The 15,360-nt window shown below is 64.9% G+C and carries 17 protein-coding genes; 8 read left to right on the top strand and 9 right to left on the bottom strand.

The genetic code is table 11. From position 1 onward, the window contains the following. Positions 1-38 precede the first annotated feature (38 nt). Positions 39-224: a DUF465 domain-containing protein gene (locus NN5_RS09705; protein WP_067734077.1), complete on the bottom strand. Its 186-nt coding sequence runs from the start codon at positions 222-224 to the stop codon at positions 39-41. Between the two features lie 296 nt (positions 225-520). On the opposite strand from NN5_RS09705, the gene NN5_RS09700 reads away from it, so the two are divergent. The 3 genes from NN5_RS09700 to NN5_RS09690 are packed head-to-tail and all read left to right on the top strand — an operon-like array spanning position 521 to position 1,939. After that, complete coding sequence (locus tag NN5_RS09700; RefSeq protein ID WP_067734076.1) at positions 521-1,429, top strand: SPFH domain-containing protein; 909 nt, start codon at positions 521-523, stop codon at positions 1,427-1,429. 31 nt (positions 1,430-1,460) lie between these two features. Next, positions 1,461-1,670, top strand: a complete 210-nt coding sequence (locus NN5_RS09695; protein ID WP_067734075.1) for a type II toxin-antitoxin system antitoxin — start codon at positions 1,461-1,463, stop codon at positions 1,668-1,670. Then, positions 1,670-1,939: a hypothetical protein gene (locus tag NN5_RS09690; RefSeq protein WP_067734074.1), complete on the top strand. Its 270-nt coding sequence runs from the start codon at positions 1,670-1,672 to the stop codon at positions 1,937-1,939. Before NN5_RS09695 ends, NN5_RS09690 begins: the two co-directional genes overlap by 1 nt. Positions 1,940-2,183: 244 nt before the next feature. Here NN5_RS09690 and NN5_RS09685 read toward each other — a convergent pair whose 3' ends face one another. Continuing rightward, positions 2,184-3,314: a hypothetical protein gene (locus NN5_RS09685; RefSeq protein ID WP_157081080.1), complete on the bottom strand. Its 1,131-nt coding sequence runs from the start codon at positions 3,312-3,314 to the stop codon at positions 2,184-2,186. Between the two features lie 234 nt (positions 3,315-3,548). On the opposite strand from NN5_RS09685, the gene NN5_RS09680 reads away from it, so the two are divergent. The 5 genes from NN5_RS09680 (at position 3,549) to NN5_RS09660 (ending at position 8,029) form a co-directional block, all read left to right on the top strand. Further along, positions 3,549-4,454, top strand: coding sequence for a tyrosine-type recombinase/integrase (locus NN5_RS09680; RefSeq protein WP_067734118.1), 906 nt, complete (start codon positions 3,549-3,551; stop codon positions 4,452-4,454). Between the two features lie 5 nt (positions 4,455-4,459). After that, complete coding sequence (locus NN5_RS09675; protein WP_067734072.1) at positions 4,460-5,653, top strand: IS91 family transposase; 1,194 nt, start codon at positions 4,460-4,462, stop codon at positions 5,651-5,653. 650 nt (positions 5,654-6,303) lie between these two features. After that, the gene (locus NN5_RS09670; protein WP_067734117.1) at positions 6,304-7,263 is read left to right on the top strand and encodes a right-handed parallel beta-helix repeat-containing protein; all 960 of its coding nucleotides are present in this window, start codon (positions 6,304-6,306) and stop codon (positions 7,261-7,263) included. A 46-nt stretch (positions 7,264-7,309) separates the two neighbouring features. Beyond that, positions 7,310-7,663, top strand: a complete 354-nt coding sequence (locus tag NN5_RS09665) for a hypothetical protein (RefSeq protein WP_067734071.1) — start codon at positions 7,310-7,312, stop codon at positions 7,661-7,663. 66 nt (positions 7,664-7,729) lie between these two features. Further along, positions 7,730-8,029 carry a hypothetical protein gene (locus NN5_RS09660; RefSeq protein WP_067734070.1) on the top strand — a complete coding sequence of 100 codons (300 nt, stop codon included), beginning with the start codon at positions 7,730-7,732 and terminating at the stop codon, positions 8,027-8,029. A gap of 42 nt (positions 8,030-8,071) precedes the next feature. Here the strand turns inward: NN5_RS09660 and ribA are convergent, their stop codons facing one another. From ribA to NN5_RS09625, 7 genes are all read right to left on the bottom strand, one after another. Next, positions 8,072-9,106 carry a GTP cyclohydrolase II gene (gene ribA / locus NN5_RS09655; protein WP_245656389.1) on the bottom strand — a complete coding sequence of 345 codons (1,035 nt, stop codon included), beginning with the start codon at positions 9,104-9,106 and terminating at the stop codon, positions 8,072-8,074. Between the two features lie 32 nt (positions 9,107-9,138). Then, positions 9,139-9,927 carry an exodeoxyribonuclease III gene (gene xth, locus NN5_RS09650; protein WP_067734069.1) on the bottom strand — a complete coding sequence of 263 codons (789 nt, stop codon included), beginning with the start codon at positions 9,925-9,927 and terminating at the stop codon, positions 9,139-9,141. 489 nt (positions 9,928-10,416) lie between these two features. Next, positions 10,417-11,073: a LolA family protein gene (locus NN5_RS09645; protein WP_067734068.1), complete on the bottom strand. Its 657-nt coding sequence runs from the start codon at positions 11,071-11,073 to the stop codon at positions 10,417-10,419. A 42-nt stretch (positions 11,074-11,115) separates the two neighbouring features. Next, positions 11,116-11,283 carry a 50S ribosomal protein L33 gene (gene rpmG, locus NN5_RS09640; RefSeq protein WP_039391223.1) on the bottom strand — a complete coding sequence of 56 codons (168 nt, stop codon included), beginning with the start codon at positions 11,281-11,283 and terminating at the stop codon, positions 11,116-11,118. Positions 11,284-11,428: 145 nt separating this feature from the next. Next, a complete protein-coding gene (gene ppk2, locus NN5_RS09635; RefSeq protein ID WP_067734067.1) occupies positions 11,429-12,211 on the bottom strand; it encodes a polyphosphate kinase 2 in 783 nt (260 codons plus the stop codon). Positions 12,212-12,233: 22 nt separating this feature from the next. Next, positions 12,234-13,046, bottom strand: coding sequence for an undecaprenyl-diphosphate phosphatase (locus tag NN5_RS09630; protein WP_067734066.1), 813 nt, complete (start codon positions 13,044-13,046; stop codon positions 12,234-12,236). 154 nt (positions 13,047-13,200) lie between these two features. Then, positions 13,201-15,333 (bottom strand): M13 family metallopeptidase, encoded by a 2,133-nt coding sequence (locus NN5_RS09625; RefSeq protein ID WP_067734065.1) that lies wholly within the window; start codon positions 15,331-15,333, stop codon positions 13,201-13,203. Positions 15,334-15,360: the final 27 nt, after the last annotated feature.

Raw genomic sequence — 15,360 nt, 5'->3', positions numbered from 1 at the left:
CGGCGCGCGGGAAGGGGGGCTGCGCGCCGGCGCGCAGGTTACAGGCTCATCGCGCTGGCTGTCGGGGGGTACAGCAGCCGCGCCAACCTGCCCCTGAGGTGCAGTTTTCGCTGTCTCAATCTGGCAATTTCCAGCGGGTCGGGAACCCGCCTTGCCCTGGCCTTTGCCAGCAAGGCATCCAGCTTCTGGAGAAGCTCAAGCAGTCGGAACGTACGATCGGTCATATCAATATCCCTGTCGAACTGGGTTGGTTCGATCGGGAGAGGAGATGCCTGCCCGCAAGAATTGCCGGGCCTTCACGGATCCTTTGGTAAAACGGCCGGATCCTGCATCGGTACTCACCCGATGCGGTCCGACATCACGCGCCGCTGGTTCCGCCATAACAGGACAGAACGAACGTCGCGCCAGAGGGGCCCGGCCCGCGCAGACTTTTTATGACCGAATCGCTCTTGTTTCAAGTCAAATTGACTCAGCCCCCGAATCTGATATTAAAGTGATATCACTTTTCGGAGACACTTCGATGTCCGGCACGCATCAGCCCATCAATTCCAGCCGCGAACGGCCTGCCGCCAGCATGAGCGGCTATGTCATGCTGATCGCCTTCGTGGCGCTGCTGGCCGCCGTCGCCTTCAGCGTGGTGAGCATGGCCTCCAGCGATCCGGATGAGACGGCCGTCGTGGGCTTCCTCGCTTTCGTGATCCCCGCCGTGCTGGTGCTGGTCCTGATCGCTTCGGGCTTCTACATGATCCAGCCCAACCAGGCCGCCGCGATCACCCTGTTCGGCAGCTATCGCGGCACCGACCGCACGACCGGCCTGCGCTGGATCTGGCCGTGGATGATGAAGACCAAGATCTCGGTGCGCACCAACAACATCCTGTCCGACAAGCTCAAGGTGAACGACTTGCGCGGCAATCCGATCGAGATCGCCACCAACGTGGTGTGGCGCGTCGCCGATACCGCGCAGGCGCTTTACGACGTGGACGACTACAAGGCCTTCGTCGACGTGCAGATCGAGGCAGCGGTGCGCTCGATCGGCTCGCGCTATCCCTACGATGGCGAGGATGAGGACGTCACCCTGCGCGGCAGCCATGCCGAAGTGAACGCCGAGTTGCGCGCCGAACTGATCGAGCGGCTGCAAGTGGCCGGCGTCACGGTCGACGAATGCGGCCTCACCCACTTGGCCTATGCGCCCGAGATCGCCGGGGCCATGCTGCGCCGCCAGCAGGCCGAAGCGGTGATCGCCGCGCGCACCAAGCTGGTGGAAGGCGCTGTCTCGATGGTGGAAATGGCGCTCGCGCACTTGTCCGAAAAGAACGTGGTCGAACTCGACGACGAGCGCCGCGCCGCGATGGTCTCCAACCTGATGGTGGTGCTGTGCGGCGAGCGCGACACCCAGCCCGTCGTCAACACCGGCACGCTGTACCAGTAAGCGCGCAAGGCAAAGAGAACCCCGAAGGACCATGGCGAGCCCCGGCAAGAAGGCCTTTCCGCTCCGTCTCGATCCCGCGCTCTACAAGGCGCTGGAGCGCGCGGCGGCGGCCGACTTCCGCTCGGTGAACGCCCAGGTCGAAGTGCTCCTGCGCGAGGCACTGGCCCGGCGCGGGATCAAGGTGGAAGCCAGCGAACCCGCCCGCCGGGGCCGCCCGCCCGCCCAAGAGGAGAACAATTGATGCTCCACCTGTTCCTGAAAAAGGGCGACTGGTTCGCCCCCAAGCGCTTCGGCTACGGCGCCAGCTGGCCCATCGCGTGGCAGGGCTGGGCCCTTCTGGCAATCTACCTCGCCTGCGTGGCCGGAGCTGTCCTGCTGGCGAAGAACGGGCATTCGGGCGGCCGCATCGCCGCGCTGGTGCTGGTCCTGCTGCTCACCGGCCTGTTCAAGACCGTAGCCGCCCGGCGCACGCGCGGCGGCTGGCGGTGGCGCTGGGGCGGACGGGACTGAGGTGGTGGAGCCATGCTTGAGTCTGCTTAGGGCCGCTAGGCAACTGTCGCGTTTGGAGCGGAGATACAAAGATAGCTGCCGCTCACGCTGCGTCGCCTGCCGACCAGGCCCGGTCATTCAGGTCAGCTATTGTTAGCGTCCACTTCTGATAGCTGCCGACGAAACGCTCAGAAGCGGACCGTCAGGTGTGGGTTCCCTTGCACCGCCCGATCGTGGGCTGGATCGAGACCGAGGAGGCGATGACCTAGCCCCGATGCTCACCCGTGCAGCGAGGCTGGCTTGATGTAGGCAGCACCTCGCCCAACGAGGTCAACTTGCCATCTTCGATGGTCATGCAGAACTCCCGTCTCTCGTCCTGCAGGCGCGGCTCAAACTCGCGCAGCAGGCGAGACTCCTCCAAGCGCCCAACCAAGGCGGCGAATGCCCGCTGTGTTTCGCCAAGGGCTTCGTCGCGCTCCTTCGTCAGGATGCCATCCTCGCAGGCCTTGTCTTCCGACGCCATCATCGCATCCACTCGGGCCTGGATGCCACGTGCTAAGTCCATGACCTGATCGCTTTGCAATCCATCCAGCACCCACGCCTGATCCGTGCTTGACGCCATACGGCGTAGCGCGGCCTCCAACGCGGCGACGACCTCGATCCATCGCCCCGCCTCCTGGACCCGCGAAGCGCCGGCCCTGAACTCTTTCATCCTACTCCCCCACCAGATACGGTTCGAGGGATTGAGGCCATCGGGAATGCGGCTGATCTTGGCGAGCAGCTTCTGTCGGTCGCGCAATAGGCCGTCCATCCACAGTTTCACCGTACTCAGCGGAACGCCGTCGACGCCATTTTCCGTGAAGCGATGGATCGACGCCGCGACGACCTTGATCCGGGCAACGAGGTCGTCGTCCATCATGGCCGCTATCTCGTCGACCTTCCTGTTGAGGTCAGCGAGCTGTCGGTCGATGCGGGCCATGTGCTCCATGCCCACGGCGACAGTCAGCAGTGAGAAGCCCAGCTGTGCAACCTGGCCCGCCTTTAGGCTGCGAAGCTTTGCAGTCTCCGTGATCTTCTTGCCATCATGCTGCACGTTGGAGAGGTGTCCGGCCTTGGTCACCTGCGCGGCCTTGCCCCCCTTGAAGTAGGCTTCATAGCGTGGACCATTAGCGAACCGAGCGAGTTCCCGCACAGCCGGCATGGTCTCGTTGAGACGTTGTAGTGTATCGGACGAGAGGGGTAGCATAGCCACTTCGGGCCTGATCGACACATCGCGCGGGTCGGGTGCGGCGAGCGTAGCAGGGCTGTGCTTCCTTACTTGCACGATGACCTTGTTTCCTCGGCGCCCACTGGTGGGCCGCTCTGCATCGTCTTGGTTTTCGTTTGGGTCGGTCATGCCCCCCGGTGTGACATCAACATCATGATATGCAAGGGCTCTAACGTTAGACGTCTGCTCCTGACAAGACCTGCCTTTCGATGCACCTGTAGGGAACGACCGTTATGTCCCAGAGCACGAACCCACTTCGTGGGAGAGTCGCGTGAGGTGAGGTAGCGTAGTATTTCAAAGGCTTTGGGCGGGGAGATGTTGCCGCTCGACCATGCGGGTTCCTTCAACGGAAAGGAACTCACCATGGATACTGTCACAACCGCCGCTCCGAACACTTCGCTCCGCCAGCGTATGTTGCAGGATATGAAGATGCGTGGCCTTGGGGAGCACACGCAGAAGGACTATGTCCGCCACGTTCGGCGCTTCGCTGCTTTTCTCGGCAAGCCCCCCGATTCCGCCACCGTCGAAGACCTCCGGCGTTTTCAGATTGATCAGCATGAGCGCGCCGTTGGACCGGCAACCATCAATGGGGCCGTATCTGCACTGCGTTTCCTGTTCGGTATCACCCTCAAGCGGCCGGATATGGCGCTGGGGCTCGTCGTCATTCATTACGCGCCCAAATTGCGGGTGGTCTTGAGCGTCGAGGAGACCGCGCGGCTGCTCGAGGCTGCGCCAGGCATCAAATACAAAGCAGCCCTTAGCGTTGCCTATGGCGCGGGCCTGCGCGTCTCGGAGGTTGCCCACCTCAAGGTCGATGACATCGACAGCACCCGGATGATGATCCGCGTCGAGCAGGGCAAGGGACGCAAGGATCGTAATGCCATGCTCTCACCGCACCTGCTGGACTTGCTTCGTCAATGGTGGCGCGAAGGCAAGCGGCGGGGCGTGATGTTGCCACATGGCTGGCTGTTCCCCGGCCGCAACGGCACGGATCCGGTCTCAGCGCGCCAGTTGCACCGCGTCGTGCAGGAAGCGGCTGCGCGCGCCGAGATCCACAAGCGCGTGAGCCCACATACACTGCGGCATTCGTTTGCCACTCACCTGCTCGAGCAGGGTGTCGATATCCGCGTCATCCAGGTTTTGCTGGGACACGTGAACATCAGCACAACCGGTATCTACACTCGGGTGTCGAGCAAGACCATGCGGGCGGTGACCAGTCCGCTCGACCAGATCGTTGCCGTGATGGAAGGCAGGGCACCTCCCGGCTGAGCGCGGTGCGCGCCTCGCTCGAGGTCGCCGATATCTTCCGCAACGCCGGGCCCGCGTATCGCGCGGCCCACGCCGGGCATCTCAGCCTCGGCCAGCTCAAGGTCATGACGGCCATCGAGAACTGCCGCACCGCTGCGCTGGGCGGTCACGTCGAGGCCTGCGACGACTGCGGGCACCGGCGGATCGCCTACAACTCGTGCCGCAACCGGCACTGTCCCAAGTGCCAAGGCGCTGCCGCGCGCACCTGGCTGGCCGCGCGTGAGGCCGATCTGTTGCCGGTCGGCTACTTCCATGTGGTGTTCACCGTGCCTGCCGAGGTCGCCGACATCGCCTGGCAGAACAAGGCGGCGGTCTATGACCTCCTCTTCCGCGCGGCTGCGGACACGATGCTGACCATCGCCGCCGATCCCAAGCACCTCGGTGCGCGGATCGGCATCACTGCCGTGCTGCATACGTGGGGATCGGCGCTGACCCACCACCCGCATGTGCACATGATCGTGCCCGGCGGTGGCATCGCGCCGAACGGGACGCGCTGGATCTCGTCTCGCGCAGCCTTCCTGCTACCGGTGCGAGTGTTGGGCGCGCTCTTCCGCCGGCTGTTCCTCACTCGCCTGCTGGCATTGTTCGATGCCGGCAAGCTGGCCTTCTTCAGCACCTTGGTGGGCCTCGCGACACGCAGGGCCTTCCTGCGGCATCTGTCGCCGATCCGGAAGAAGCGCTGGGTGGTCTATGCCAAGCCACCCTTTGCGGGGCCGCAGGCGGTGCTGGCCTACCTCTCGCGTTATACCCACCGCGTCGCGATCTCGAACCGGCGGCTCCTCGCCTTTGACGAGACCGGCGTGACGTTCCGCTACAAGGATTACCGTCGCGGTGAGGCCGAGCGGCAGCAGGTCATGACGCTGGCGACGGACGAGTTCATCCGCCGCTTCCTGATCCACGTCCTGCCGCGCGGCTTCCACCGCATCCGGCATTATGGCCTGCTCGCCAGCTCGATGCACAAGGACGCCATGGTGCTCGCCCGAAGACTACTGGGCGTCGCTGCGCCAATCGAGGCGCCCGAACCGGAAGAACCGCCCGATCACCGCCCGTCATGCCCGTGCTGCGGTGGGCACATGACTATCGTCGAGACTTTCGTCCGCTGGTGCCAGCCTCGAGCGCCGCCGCTGTCAGCAGCGTCCATCCGGGAGAACACGCCATGATCCGGCATGGCCCACCCTGCATGACGGTCACGCTCATGGCGTCCTGGCCGACGACCCAGCGCATACCCATCCCCGAATTAAACCGGGCGCAGCACACACTGATCCGCAAAACCACCGCTGCTCGCGGCCTGACGCCGCACGAAATCACGGCGATCCGACCGATAGTCGCACTTCCGGCACGGCAACACTTACCCGCCAGAACCATCCCAAAGCCAATTTACCCATAAACCAGCGCGTGGGGCCCGCGGGTTCCTGCACTGGAGGCTTTCGTACGCAAGCGCCCGAAACCCTTCGCAGCCCCGGTCGTACGCAGAATGTCCACTCATTGGTTTGCTACGATCTCGGTCGAACGGCTTGAATGGGCGCAAGGCAGACAAACCATTTTCCTACACTGCCCCTGCCACGTTACCCTTGCGGCCATGTTCCCGCCCCATAATCCCGCAGCCCGCGCGCCGGCCCGAACCGGCACAAGGTTACACATCCCCCGCAAGGTGACACATGCGGCACAAGGTGACAGGTTTTCCTCTGGACCGTGTCACCCGTGTCAACCGGAGTGTCACCTTGTGCGGCCAGACGGCCGCCCCGTCCCGCCTCGGGACGGCGCCGCAGGCGTTTACACCTTGGCCAGCCGGGCGCGGTACAAGCGCGGTATGACCCGCCTTGCCCGACTCGCGCTTGCCTCGGCAGCGCTGCTCTGCACCGCCTTTCCCGCCGCCCTGTCCTCCGCCCAGAACGGGCCGCGGATCGCGCCTTACACCGTGGTCGAGACCGGGCGCAGCTATACCCGGCTGCAGGACGCGGTGGACGCGATCGGGGGTGGGCACGGCACGATCCGCTTCGCCTCGCTGCGCTTTGCCGACTGCGCGGTGCAGACCGGCGGCGACGTGACTTACGAAGCGGCGGTGCCCGGCCAGTCGGTGCTCGACGGCGTGGTCTGCGAGGGCAAGGGCGCGCTGGTCCTGCGCGGGCGCAGCGCCACCGTCTCGGGCCTCGTCTTCGCCAATATGCGCGTGCCGGACAAGAACGGCTCCGGCATCCGGCTGGAGCACGGCAACCTTTCCGTCTCGCAGGCGTGGTTCCGCGACAGCGAGCAGGGCATCCTGACCGGCAACGATCCGGACGGCACGATCATGATCGACAAGTCCACGTTCACCCGGCTCGGCACTTGCGAGGGATCGGGCTGCGCGCATTCGATCTATGTCGGCAACTACGGCGCCCTCACCGTCACCCGCAGCCGGTTCGAGGAAGGCACCGGCGGCCACTACGCCAAGAGCCGTGCGGCGCGCGTGGCCATCCTCAACTGCAGCTTCGACGATTCGCGCGGGCGCGGCACCAATTACATGATCGACCTGGCCGACGGCGCGACCGGGCGGATCTCCGGCAACTGGTTCGTGCAGGGGCGCGACAAGGAAAACTACTCCGCCTTCATCGCCGTGGCCGCCGAGCACCGCAACCACCCCTCGGGCGGGCTTGTCGTGGAAGACAACAATGCCCGCTTCGCCCCCGGCATCGAGCGCCGCGCCGCTTTCGTCGCCGACTGGTCGGGCGATGCCGTCCAACTCGGCGCCAATGTGCTGGGCGCGGGGCTGGTGCGCTACGAGCGGCGCTGACGGGAGCAAACTTGCCCTTGGCCTCGGCCGGGCCTAGCTAGGCCCGATGACCTGGCGGCTTTCCTCTCTGGCGCACCTGCGTTTCTGGACGCTGCTGGTGCTGGCCGTGGTCGGCCTGCAGGCCGCCACGCCGATCCGCGCGCCGCTCGACCGGCCGCCCGGCTCCGCCTTCAGCGCCTCGACCATCGACGTCGCCGTCTCCACCGCGCGCCGGGGCGACAGCGAGACGGCGCCGGTGCAAGTCACACCGCCCGTGCCGCGCACGCTGGCGCCGGTCCGGCCCGAACCACGCCCCCGCATGGTCCTTGCAACGCCGCACTTGCGCCCGGAAGCCCGCGGCCCGCCACCGCGCGACCATCCCTCGCGCCTGCCCGACAGCAGGGCCCCGCCCCTCGCCTGAATCGGACCACCAGCGCCGCGCCTGCCGCGCGCCGCTTTTTCCATCCCGTTCAGAACGAGAAAATCCATGAACCCGCATAACGCCGGCGCCATTGCCGACGAAGAACGCGCCCGTATCGGCGCCCTCCTTTCCCGCTATCCCGACAACACCCCGGCCGAACTTGCCGAACTCGCCAACTGGTTCGACCGCGTGGCCACCCCGCTGGACTTAGGGATGCTCGCCTCGGACCCCGATGTTGCAGAGCATTACCAAGCCTACCGGGCCCAGCACATCGACCGCTTCAAGCCCAGGGACATGGTCAGGGCCGCGCTGTTCATCGGAACGGTAGCGGGCGTGATCGCGGTCATCGGCCTGCTGATGCCGTGATCCGGTGCCGGGGCGCCGATGGGTGCCCCGGCCCAATCCCGCTCACAGCAAGTGGCCGGTGCGGTCCCGCTTGGTTTCGAGATAGTGCAGATTGTGCGGATTGGGCGGCAACTGGTGCGGCACCCGCTCGATCACATCGACGCCGACGCCCCTCAGCGCCTCCACCTTGGCCGGGTTGTTGGTCATCAGCCGGATCGCATGGACGCCCAGCAGGTCCAGCATCCGCGCCGCCACCGGGAAGTCGCGCGCTTCGGTGGGCAGGCCGAGGCGGTTGTTGGCATCGACGGTGTCGAAGCCGAAGTCCTGCAGCCGGTAGGCGCGCAGCTTGTTGACGAGGCCGATGCCGCGCCCTTCCTGCCGCAGGTAGAGCAGCACGCCCCAGCCCCCCGCCTTCGCCTCGTCCGCCATGGCATGAAGCGCGGCGTGAAGCTGCGGCCCGCAATCGCATTTGAGACTGCCGAGGATATCGCCGGTCAGGCATTCGGAATGCAGCCGCACCAGCGGCGCGCGGTCCCCGTTCTGCTTGCCGATGACAAGCGCGACATGCTCGCGCAAGTCGTCCAGCGCGCGGAAGGCAACGATCTCGGCGTCCTCGCAGGCCTCAACCGGCAGCCGGGCGCGCGAGGCGATCTGCAGGCGGCGCGTGTCCTTCCATTCGGCAAGGTCTTCGGGCGAGACATCCTGCACTTCGCCATCCAGCGCAGGGCCGGCGAGGAACGCGGGAAGGATGCCGGCGAGCCGGGCCAGTTCCATCGCAGTGCGAGCCGCCTCGATATCGCCGATCGGCTCGGCCGCGAATGGCCCCTTCATCGGATGGACGAGATCGAGCGCCGGATCGGCCACGCCGCGCGCGGTTTCCAGATCGAAGGGTTCGGCCGCCCGAATCAGTACCGGTGCTTCGGGCACGGCGGCCTCGCGCTGGTTGGCAAGCTTGAGCGTCACTGCCCGTGCCGCTGAGATCAGCATCCGCGGCGCCGTGGCACCAATGGCGAAGCCGGTCTCGGCCGGCAGCAGCACAGCGCCGCCGCCCACGCGCACCGGCCAGCCATGACGCAGCGCGTCGAGCGCAAGCGCCACCCGGCGGGCACCGGGAGAAGGCAGGCCTGTACTCAGAGGTCGAACTCCGTGATCAGCGGCACGTGGTCGCTCGGCTGCTCCCACTTGCGGGTTTCCTCGACGAACCAGTGCGCCTTGGCCTGCGAGGCCAGTTCGGGCGAAGCCCACATGTGGTCGAGACGGCGGCCCTGATCCTTGGCCCGCCAATAGCTGCGGTAGGACCACCAGGAATAGTTGCGCTCCGGCGCGGGGATGAACCGGCGGCCGAGATCCACCCAGCCATGCGCATCCTGAAAGCGGCCCAGTGTCTCCACCTCGATCGGGGTGTGGCTGACGACCTTGATCAGCGCCTTGTGATCGTAAACGTCGCAATCGAGCGGGGCGATGTTGAAATCGCCGACGATCAGCGTGGGCCGGTCAATCTTGTCCGCCCATTCGGTCATGCGGCCGAGAAAATCGAGCTTCTGGCCGAACTTCGGATTCACCTCGCGGTCGGCGACATCGCCACCGGCCGGGATATAGACGTTTTCGAGGATCATGCCCTGCCCGGCGCCCTGCAATTCCACGCCGACGTGACGGGCCTCGCCATTGTCCTGCCAGTCATGGCGGCTGAATTCGGTGAACGGCACTTTCGAGACGGTGGCGACGCCGTGGTAGCCCTTCTGCCCGTGGATGGCGCGGTGGGTGTATCCCAGACGCTCGAACATCTCGTGCGGGAAGAGATTCTCGGCGACCTTGATCTCCTGCAGGCACAGCACGTCGGGCGCCTGCTCGGTGAGAAACCGCTCGACCTGATCGATGCGGAGACGGACGGAATTGATGTTCCAGGTGGCGATCTTCATGCCGCAGGCTTTAGGGACCGCATGGCGGAAAGGCCAGAGGCCCCTTCGACAAGCTCAGGATGAGCGGGCGGGGAAGTGCGTTTTTGGCCTGAATTTTTCGTTCGGCCGGAGCGAGAATGGTGCCGAACGAGACCTGCGCGCAGCGGCCTTCCGGCCGTGAGCACCGGAAGCGCAGCGAGGCGCCGTTCGCAGCCCGTCCGGACGGAAAAGGCAGGCCAAAAACAGGAAAACCGCCAAAAACAGGAAAACCGCCAAAAACAGGAAAACCCTCGAGCCGGGGGCAGAGGCTCGAGGGTTCCTGTAAGCGTTCGTCACGCTAGGATCAGTACAGCCGGTTCAGGAGGCGTGGGCAACAGGGGGGAAACCCGCCTCAAGCCGTACTGACCAGTTCACATTAGGAGCAACTGCCTTGCTGCTAGGTGAACGATATTCAGGAAACTGTCGCAATTTGTCGCTGAGGCGTGACACCTTGCGACAAACCGCCGTTTTCTATCGACGGGACTTCCTGCGCGGGTCCGTCCAGCGGAAGTCATTGTCCGTCACAGGCATCCCGTAGCGCTGATTGGACAGCGCAATCGTGGTGCGCTGATTCTGCGAATCGAGCGCGACCCAGTACGTGAGTTCGAGTCCCCCCGGCGCCGAGGCCTTGCGGGTGAAGATCAGCGTGATCACCCCGTATTCGGGATGCGACTTGTCACGCACCTCGATACTGATGACGTCGGGATTGCCCGTGGGCAGGACCTTGCCGAATTTCGCCACGTCGCGGTGCGGATCGAGCAGTGCGCCCAGCGGGCTGTCGCTGATCGGCCAGCGCTGGACCTGATCGACGGCATAATCGACCAGCGTGAGCGCCTTACCGTCGCCCACGATCAGCATCTGCGCGCTCTTTTCGTACTGGAACCGGATGCGCCCCGGACGCTTGAGCGTCAGCGTGCCGCGCACGGTCTGCCCCTTGCGGTCGGTCTGGATGAAGTCCGCCTTCATCGTCGAGATGCCGCGCAGGGCTGCAACAGCCTGATCGAGCTGCCTGGTCTCGGCCGGGCTCGCGGCGAAGGCCGGAGCCGCAGGAACGAGGGCTGGAACGGAAAGCGCGGCCAAAGCGGCCGCGCCAACGCAATTGCGAAAGGTCTGGGTCAGGTTCTTCATGGCTGTGTCCCTAGGTACACAGCCTTGAATGGCCTGTGAACCTTACTTGATCTTGGCTTCCTTGAACTCGACGTGCTTGCGCACGACCGGGTCATACTTGCGGAAGTTCATCTTCTCGGTCGTGTTGCGGGGATTCTTCTTGGTGACATAGAAAAATCCGGTGTCGGCGGTCGAGACCAGACGGATCTTTACGGTTGCGGGCTTCGCCATGGCGGGTTCCTGTAATCTCTCGTGTTAGCCGCCCTGGCAGGTCGGCCTGTTCCATTGAAAAACGTCGGGCGGCAACAATGCGCCGCCCTTCAAGGCTGCGGCCCATGCGTCAGAGAGGGGGGAAAGTCAAGCCGGAGGCGCGCCTTCAGGGCAGCGGAAACGGCTTGATCGGCTTAAGAGCGCCGAATTTCTCCTTCTTCGGCTTTTCTTCGAGCGGCTTCATATCGAGTTCGGGCGGATCACAGCGCGTATCCGGCAACCGGTCGAGCAAGTCGCGAATCAGAGTCAGGCGGCCATGCTTCTGGTCGTTGAAGTCGACCAGCGTCCAGGGGGCGTGCTTGGTATCGGTCGCCTCCAGCATCCGTTCGCGCGCCTTGGTATAGTCCTTGTACTTCTCCCGCGCGGCAATATCGACGGGAGACAGCTTCCAGCGCTTGAGCGGATTATCGAGCCGCTCCAGCAGGCGCTCCTCCTGCTCTTCCTGGTCGCAGGTGAGCCAGTACTTGAACAGCAGGATGCCATCGTCGGTCAGCAGCTTTTCGAACACCGGCGCCTGGCGCAGGAATGCCTCCACCTGCGGATCGGTGGCATAGCCCATGACCTTTTCCACGCCCGCGCGGTTGTACCAGGACCGGTCGAACAGCACGACCTCGCCGGCAGCGGGCAGATGCGGGACATAACGCTGGAAATACCACTCGCCCTTTTCCCGCGCGCTGGGGGCGGGCAGCGCGACGGTGCGGCACTGACGGGTGTTGAGATGCTCCAGGATCGCGTGGATCGCGCCGCCCTTGCCGGCCGTATCGCGCCCTTCGAACAGTACCAGAATACGCGCGCCGGTCGCATCGGCCCAGCGCGCCATGGCGACCAGTTCCTCCTGCATCGGTTCGAGCAGGGCCTCGTAGTCCTTCCGCCCCAGTCCCTTACCCATGCCGGTCTCCCATGCCCTTTGTTCACATCCTCGCGAGCAGGAACAGTGCCGCCGCGCCGGCAACGATACGATACCAGGCGAAAGGCGCAAAGCCCGAGCGGCTGACGAAGGCCATGAAGGCCTTGATGACGACCAGCGCGACCACGAAGGCCACGAAAAAGCCGATCGCGATCTCGTTCCAGCCCACCGGCCCGGCCCCGGCGGCCAGTTCATGCCGGGCGCCCCACAATTCCAGCGTGGTCGCGCCCATCATCGTCGGCACTGCCAGGAAGAAGCTGAACTCGGCCGCCGTGCGGCGCTCGACCCCCATCGCCAGCGCACCCATGATCGTCGCGCCCGAACGGCTGACGCCCGGCACCATCGCCAGGCACTGCGCGAAACCGACGCCGATGCACTTTTTCAGCGGCAGTTCGGCCACGCCCGTGAGCGGCCCCTGCTTCGCGACCTTCTCGATCCCGAGAATGGCGATACCGCCCACGATCAGCGCCCAGGCCACAACGCTGGGCTGGCCGAGAAGCGCCTCGATATAGTGCTTGAGCGCAAGGCCGATCACGGCCGAGGGCAGGAACGCCACCAGCACATTGCGCACGAAGCGGATCGAGGTGGGATTGAACTTCAGCAGCCCCATGCCCACCGCCCAGAACGTGCGCCAGAACTGCACGATCACTGCCAGGATCGCGCCCAGCTGGATGACGATGTTGAACGTGGCCCACTGGGCAGCATCATAGCCGAACAGTTCAGTGGCAAGGATGAGGTGCCCGGTCGATGAGACCGGCAGGAACTCGGTGAGGCCCTCGACAATGCCGAGGAGGATCGCAGTAAAGGTCAGGTCCATCGGCGGCAGGTCATGCCCGACGCGCCGGGCAAGTCAACCCGGCTCGTACTGCACTGCAAAAATAGTTGGGACAATTTATACTACAGGGGATGCTGTACTGCGGGGAACCGGACAGCGCAGCGCACCGCGCCATGCCGGCCCCCCGCAGGAACCCTTACCAGATGCGGACGCGCTGCTGCGGCGGCAGGTAGAGCTTGTCGCCCGGCTTCACATCGAAGGCCTTGTACCACTCGTCGAAGTTCCGGACGATGCCATCGATGCGGTAGTGCGGCGGCGAGTGCGGATCGATGATGAGGTACTGGCGGGCCTGCTCCTCGCGGACCTTGCTGCGCCAGACCTGCGCCCAGGCCATGAAGAAGCGCTGATCGCCGGTGAAACCGTCGATCACCGGCGCTTCCTTGCCGTTCAGCGACAGCTTGTAGGCCCGGTAGGCCATGCTGAGCCCGCCGAGATCGCCGATGTTCTCACCCATCGTCAGCTTGCCGTTCACGCAGGTCTTGCCATCATCGAACGGACAGAACTGATCGTACTGCCCCGCCAGCTTGTCCTGCAGCTTCTGGAACGCGGCCTTGTCGGCAGGCGTCCACCAGTTGCGCAAGTTGCCGCTGCCGTCCGACTTGGCGCCCTGATCGTCGAACCCGTGGCTCATCTCGTGGCCGATCACCGCGCCGATCGCGCCGTAGTTCACGGCCGGATCGGCCGTGAGATTGAAGAACGGCGGCTGCAGGATCGCCGCGGGGAAGACGATCTCGTTGTAGCTGGGGTTGTAGTAGGCGTTCACCGTCTCGGGCAACATGCCCCATTCGGCACGGTCCACCGGCTTGCCGATGCGGTTCATGTCGAAAGCCGTCTGCCAGGCCCCCGCACCGACCATGTTGCCGAGCGGATCGGTGGCCGAGAAAGTCAGGCCTTCGTATTCCTTGAACTTGTCGGGCGCGCCAATCTTGGGCGTGAAGGCATCGAGCTTGGCCTCGGCCTGCTTGCGGGTGTCCGGCCCCATCCAGGTGAGGTCCTTGAGGTTCTCCGCCATTGCCTTGCGCAAGTTCGCGACGAGATCCGCCATCGCCGCCTTCTGCTCGGGCGGATAGTACTTTTCGGCGTAGATCTTGCCGAGAAGCTCACCTGCTTCGCTTTCAACAGCGCTGATCCCGCGCTTCCAGCGGGGGCGCTGCTCGGGCTGGCCGGTCAGCGTCTTGCCGTAGAAATCGAAGCTGGCGGCATCGATATCGGCCGGCAGCACCGAAGCGTGATCGCTGAGGAAATGCGCGGCGAGATAGGCCTGCCAGGTGGACACCGGCACCGTGTCGAACAGCTTGGCCAGCGCGGGCATACCGCCACCGAACAGCGTCTCCGCCTTGGCGGCATCGATGCCCGCCGTCTTCAGCTCTTCCGGCGTCGGCGGCATCTCGCCGACAATGACGTAGCTGGCCTTGCCGGCTCCGACGGTATCGAGGAACGTCTTCAGCAGCCCGGGTGCCCCAAGGGCTTCGAAGTCGGCCACAGACAGCTTGTTGTAGGTCAGATCGCGATTGCGGGCGCCCGCGCGGTCCCAGTCGGTCTGCGCGATCCGGGTTTCGAGCGACAGCACCGCCTTGGCCGCGCTGGCAGGATCGGCATACCCCGCCTTGCCGAGCAGGAACGTGAGGTAGTCCAGATACTTCGCGCGGATTTCCAGCGAGCGCTTGTCCTGCTTCAGGTAATAATCGCGGTCGGGCATACCGAGACCGCCGATATTGGCGTGCAGCGCATAGATGTCGCTCTGCTTGGAGTCGGCATCGACCCAGGCGCTCACCGGCGAGGCATAACCCGGCTCACCGAACAGACGCATGACGTCGGCCGGCGTCTTCGCCGCGAAGATGCGGCTCAGATAGGGCTGCGCCGGAGCGAGACCCGCCTTTTCAATGGCATCGGTATCCATGAAGGACTTGTAGGCCGCCGCCACGCGCGCGGTATCGGTGCCCGGCGCAGGGCTCGCAGCCAGAAGACCGTCAACGATCGCGTGAAGGCGCTGCTGCGAAAGCTCGTTCAGTTCAATGAACGATCCCCAGCGGGTGCGGTCGGCCGGCAATTCCACCGAGGCAATCCACTTGCCGTTGACGTAGGCGTCGAAATCGTCGCCCGGCTTGACGGCCGTATCCATCCACTGCGTCTGGACCCCGAAATCGCCCCAGTCTGTCGACGGAGCAAGCGGGTCCGCGCCGGCCAGAGCGGGTGCAGCGGAAAGTGAGAAAACAATGGCGGAAACACTTGCCGACACGGCAAGAGCACGGCCCAGAAGGTTGCGCATTTACGACCTCTCATTCGGGAAAGGGTT

The organism is Novosphingobium naphthalenivorans NBRC 102051 (assembly GCF_001590985.1).
GTDB lineage: Bacteria > Pseudomonadota > Alphaproteobacteria > Sphingomonadales > Sphingomonadaceae > Novosphingobium > Novosphingobium naphthalenivorans.
This window is presented reverse-complemented; position numbering and strand designations above follow the sequence as displayed.

Coding starts and splice junctions, on each gene's coding strand:
- NN5_RS09705 (WP_067734077.1), bottom strand. CDS start 224: ATGACCGATCGTACGTTCCGACTGCTTGAGCTTCTCCAGAAGCTGGAT.
- NN5_RS09700 (WP_067734076.1), top strand. CDS start 521: ATGTCCGGCACGCATCAGCCCATCAATTCCAGCCGCGAACGGCCTGCC.
- NN5_RS09695 (WP_067734075.1), top strand. CDS start 1,461: ATGGCGAGCCCCGGCAAGAAGGCCTTTCCGCTCCGTCTCGATCCCGCG.
- NN5_RS09690 (WP_067734074.1), top strand. CDS start 1,670: ATGCTCCACCTGTTCCTGAAAAAGGGCGACTGGTTCGCCCCCAAGCGC.
- NN5_RS09685 (WP_157081080.1), bottom strand. CDS start 3,314: ATGACCGACCCAAACGAAAACCAAGACGATGCAGAGCGGCCCACCAGT.
- NN5_RS09680 (WP_067734118.1), top strand. CDS start 3,549: ATGGATACTGTCACAACCGCCGCTCCGAACACTTCGCTCCGCCAGCGT.
- NN5_RS09670 (WP_067734117.1), top strand. CDS start 6,304: ATGACCCGCCTTGCCCGACTCGCGCTTGCCTCGGCAGCGCTGCTCTGC.
- NN5_RS09665 (WP_067734071.1), top strand. CDS start 7,310: ATGACCTGGCGGCTTTCCTCTCTGGCGCACCTGCGTTTCTGGACGCTG.
- NN5_RS09660 (WP_067734070.1), top strand. CDS start 7,730: ATGAACCCGCATAACGCCGGCGCCATTGCCGACGAAGAACGCGCCCGT.
- xth (WP_067734069.1), bottom strand. CDS start 9,927: ATGAAGATCGCCACCTGGAACATCAATTCCGTCCGTCTCCGCATCGAT.
- NN5_RS09645 (WP_067734068.1), bottom strand. CDS start 11,073: ATGAAGAACCTGACCCAGACCTTTCGCAATTGCGTTGGCGCGGCCGCT.
- rpmG (WP_039391223.1), bottom strand. CDS start 11,283: ATGGCGAAGCCCGCAACCGTAAAGATCCGTCTGGTCTCGACCGCCGAC.
- ppk2 (WP_067734067.1), bottom strand. CDS start 12,211: ATGGGTAAGGGACTGGGGCGGAAGGACTACGAGGCCCTGCTCGAACCG.
- NN5_RS09630 (WP_067734066.1), bottom strand. CDS start 13,046: ATGGACCTGACCTTTACTGCGATCCTCCTCGGCATTGTCGAGGGCCTC.
- NN5_RS09625 (WP_067734065.1), bottom strand. CDS start 15,333: ATGCGCAACCTTCTGGGCCGTGCTCTTGCCGTGTCGGCAAGTGTTTCC.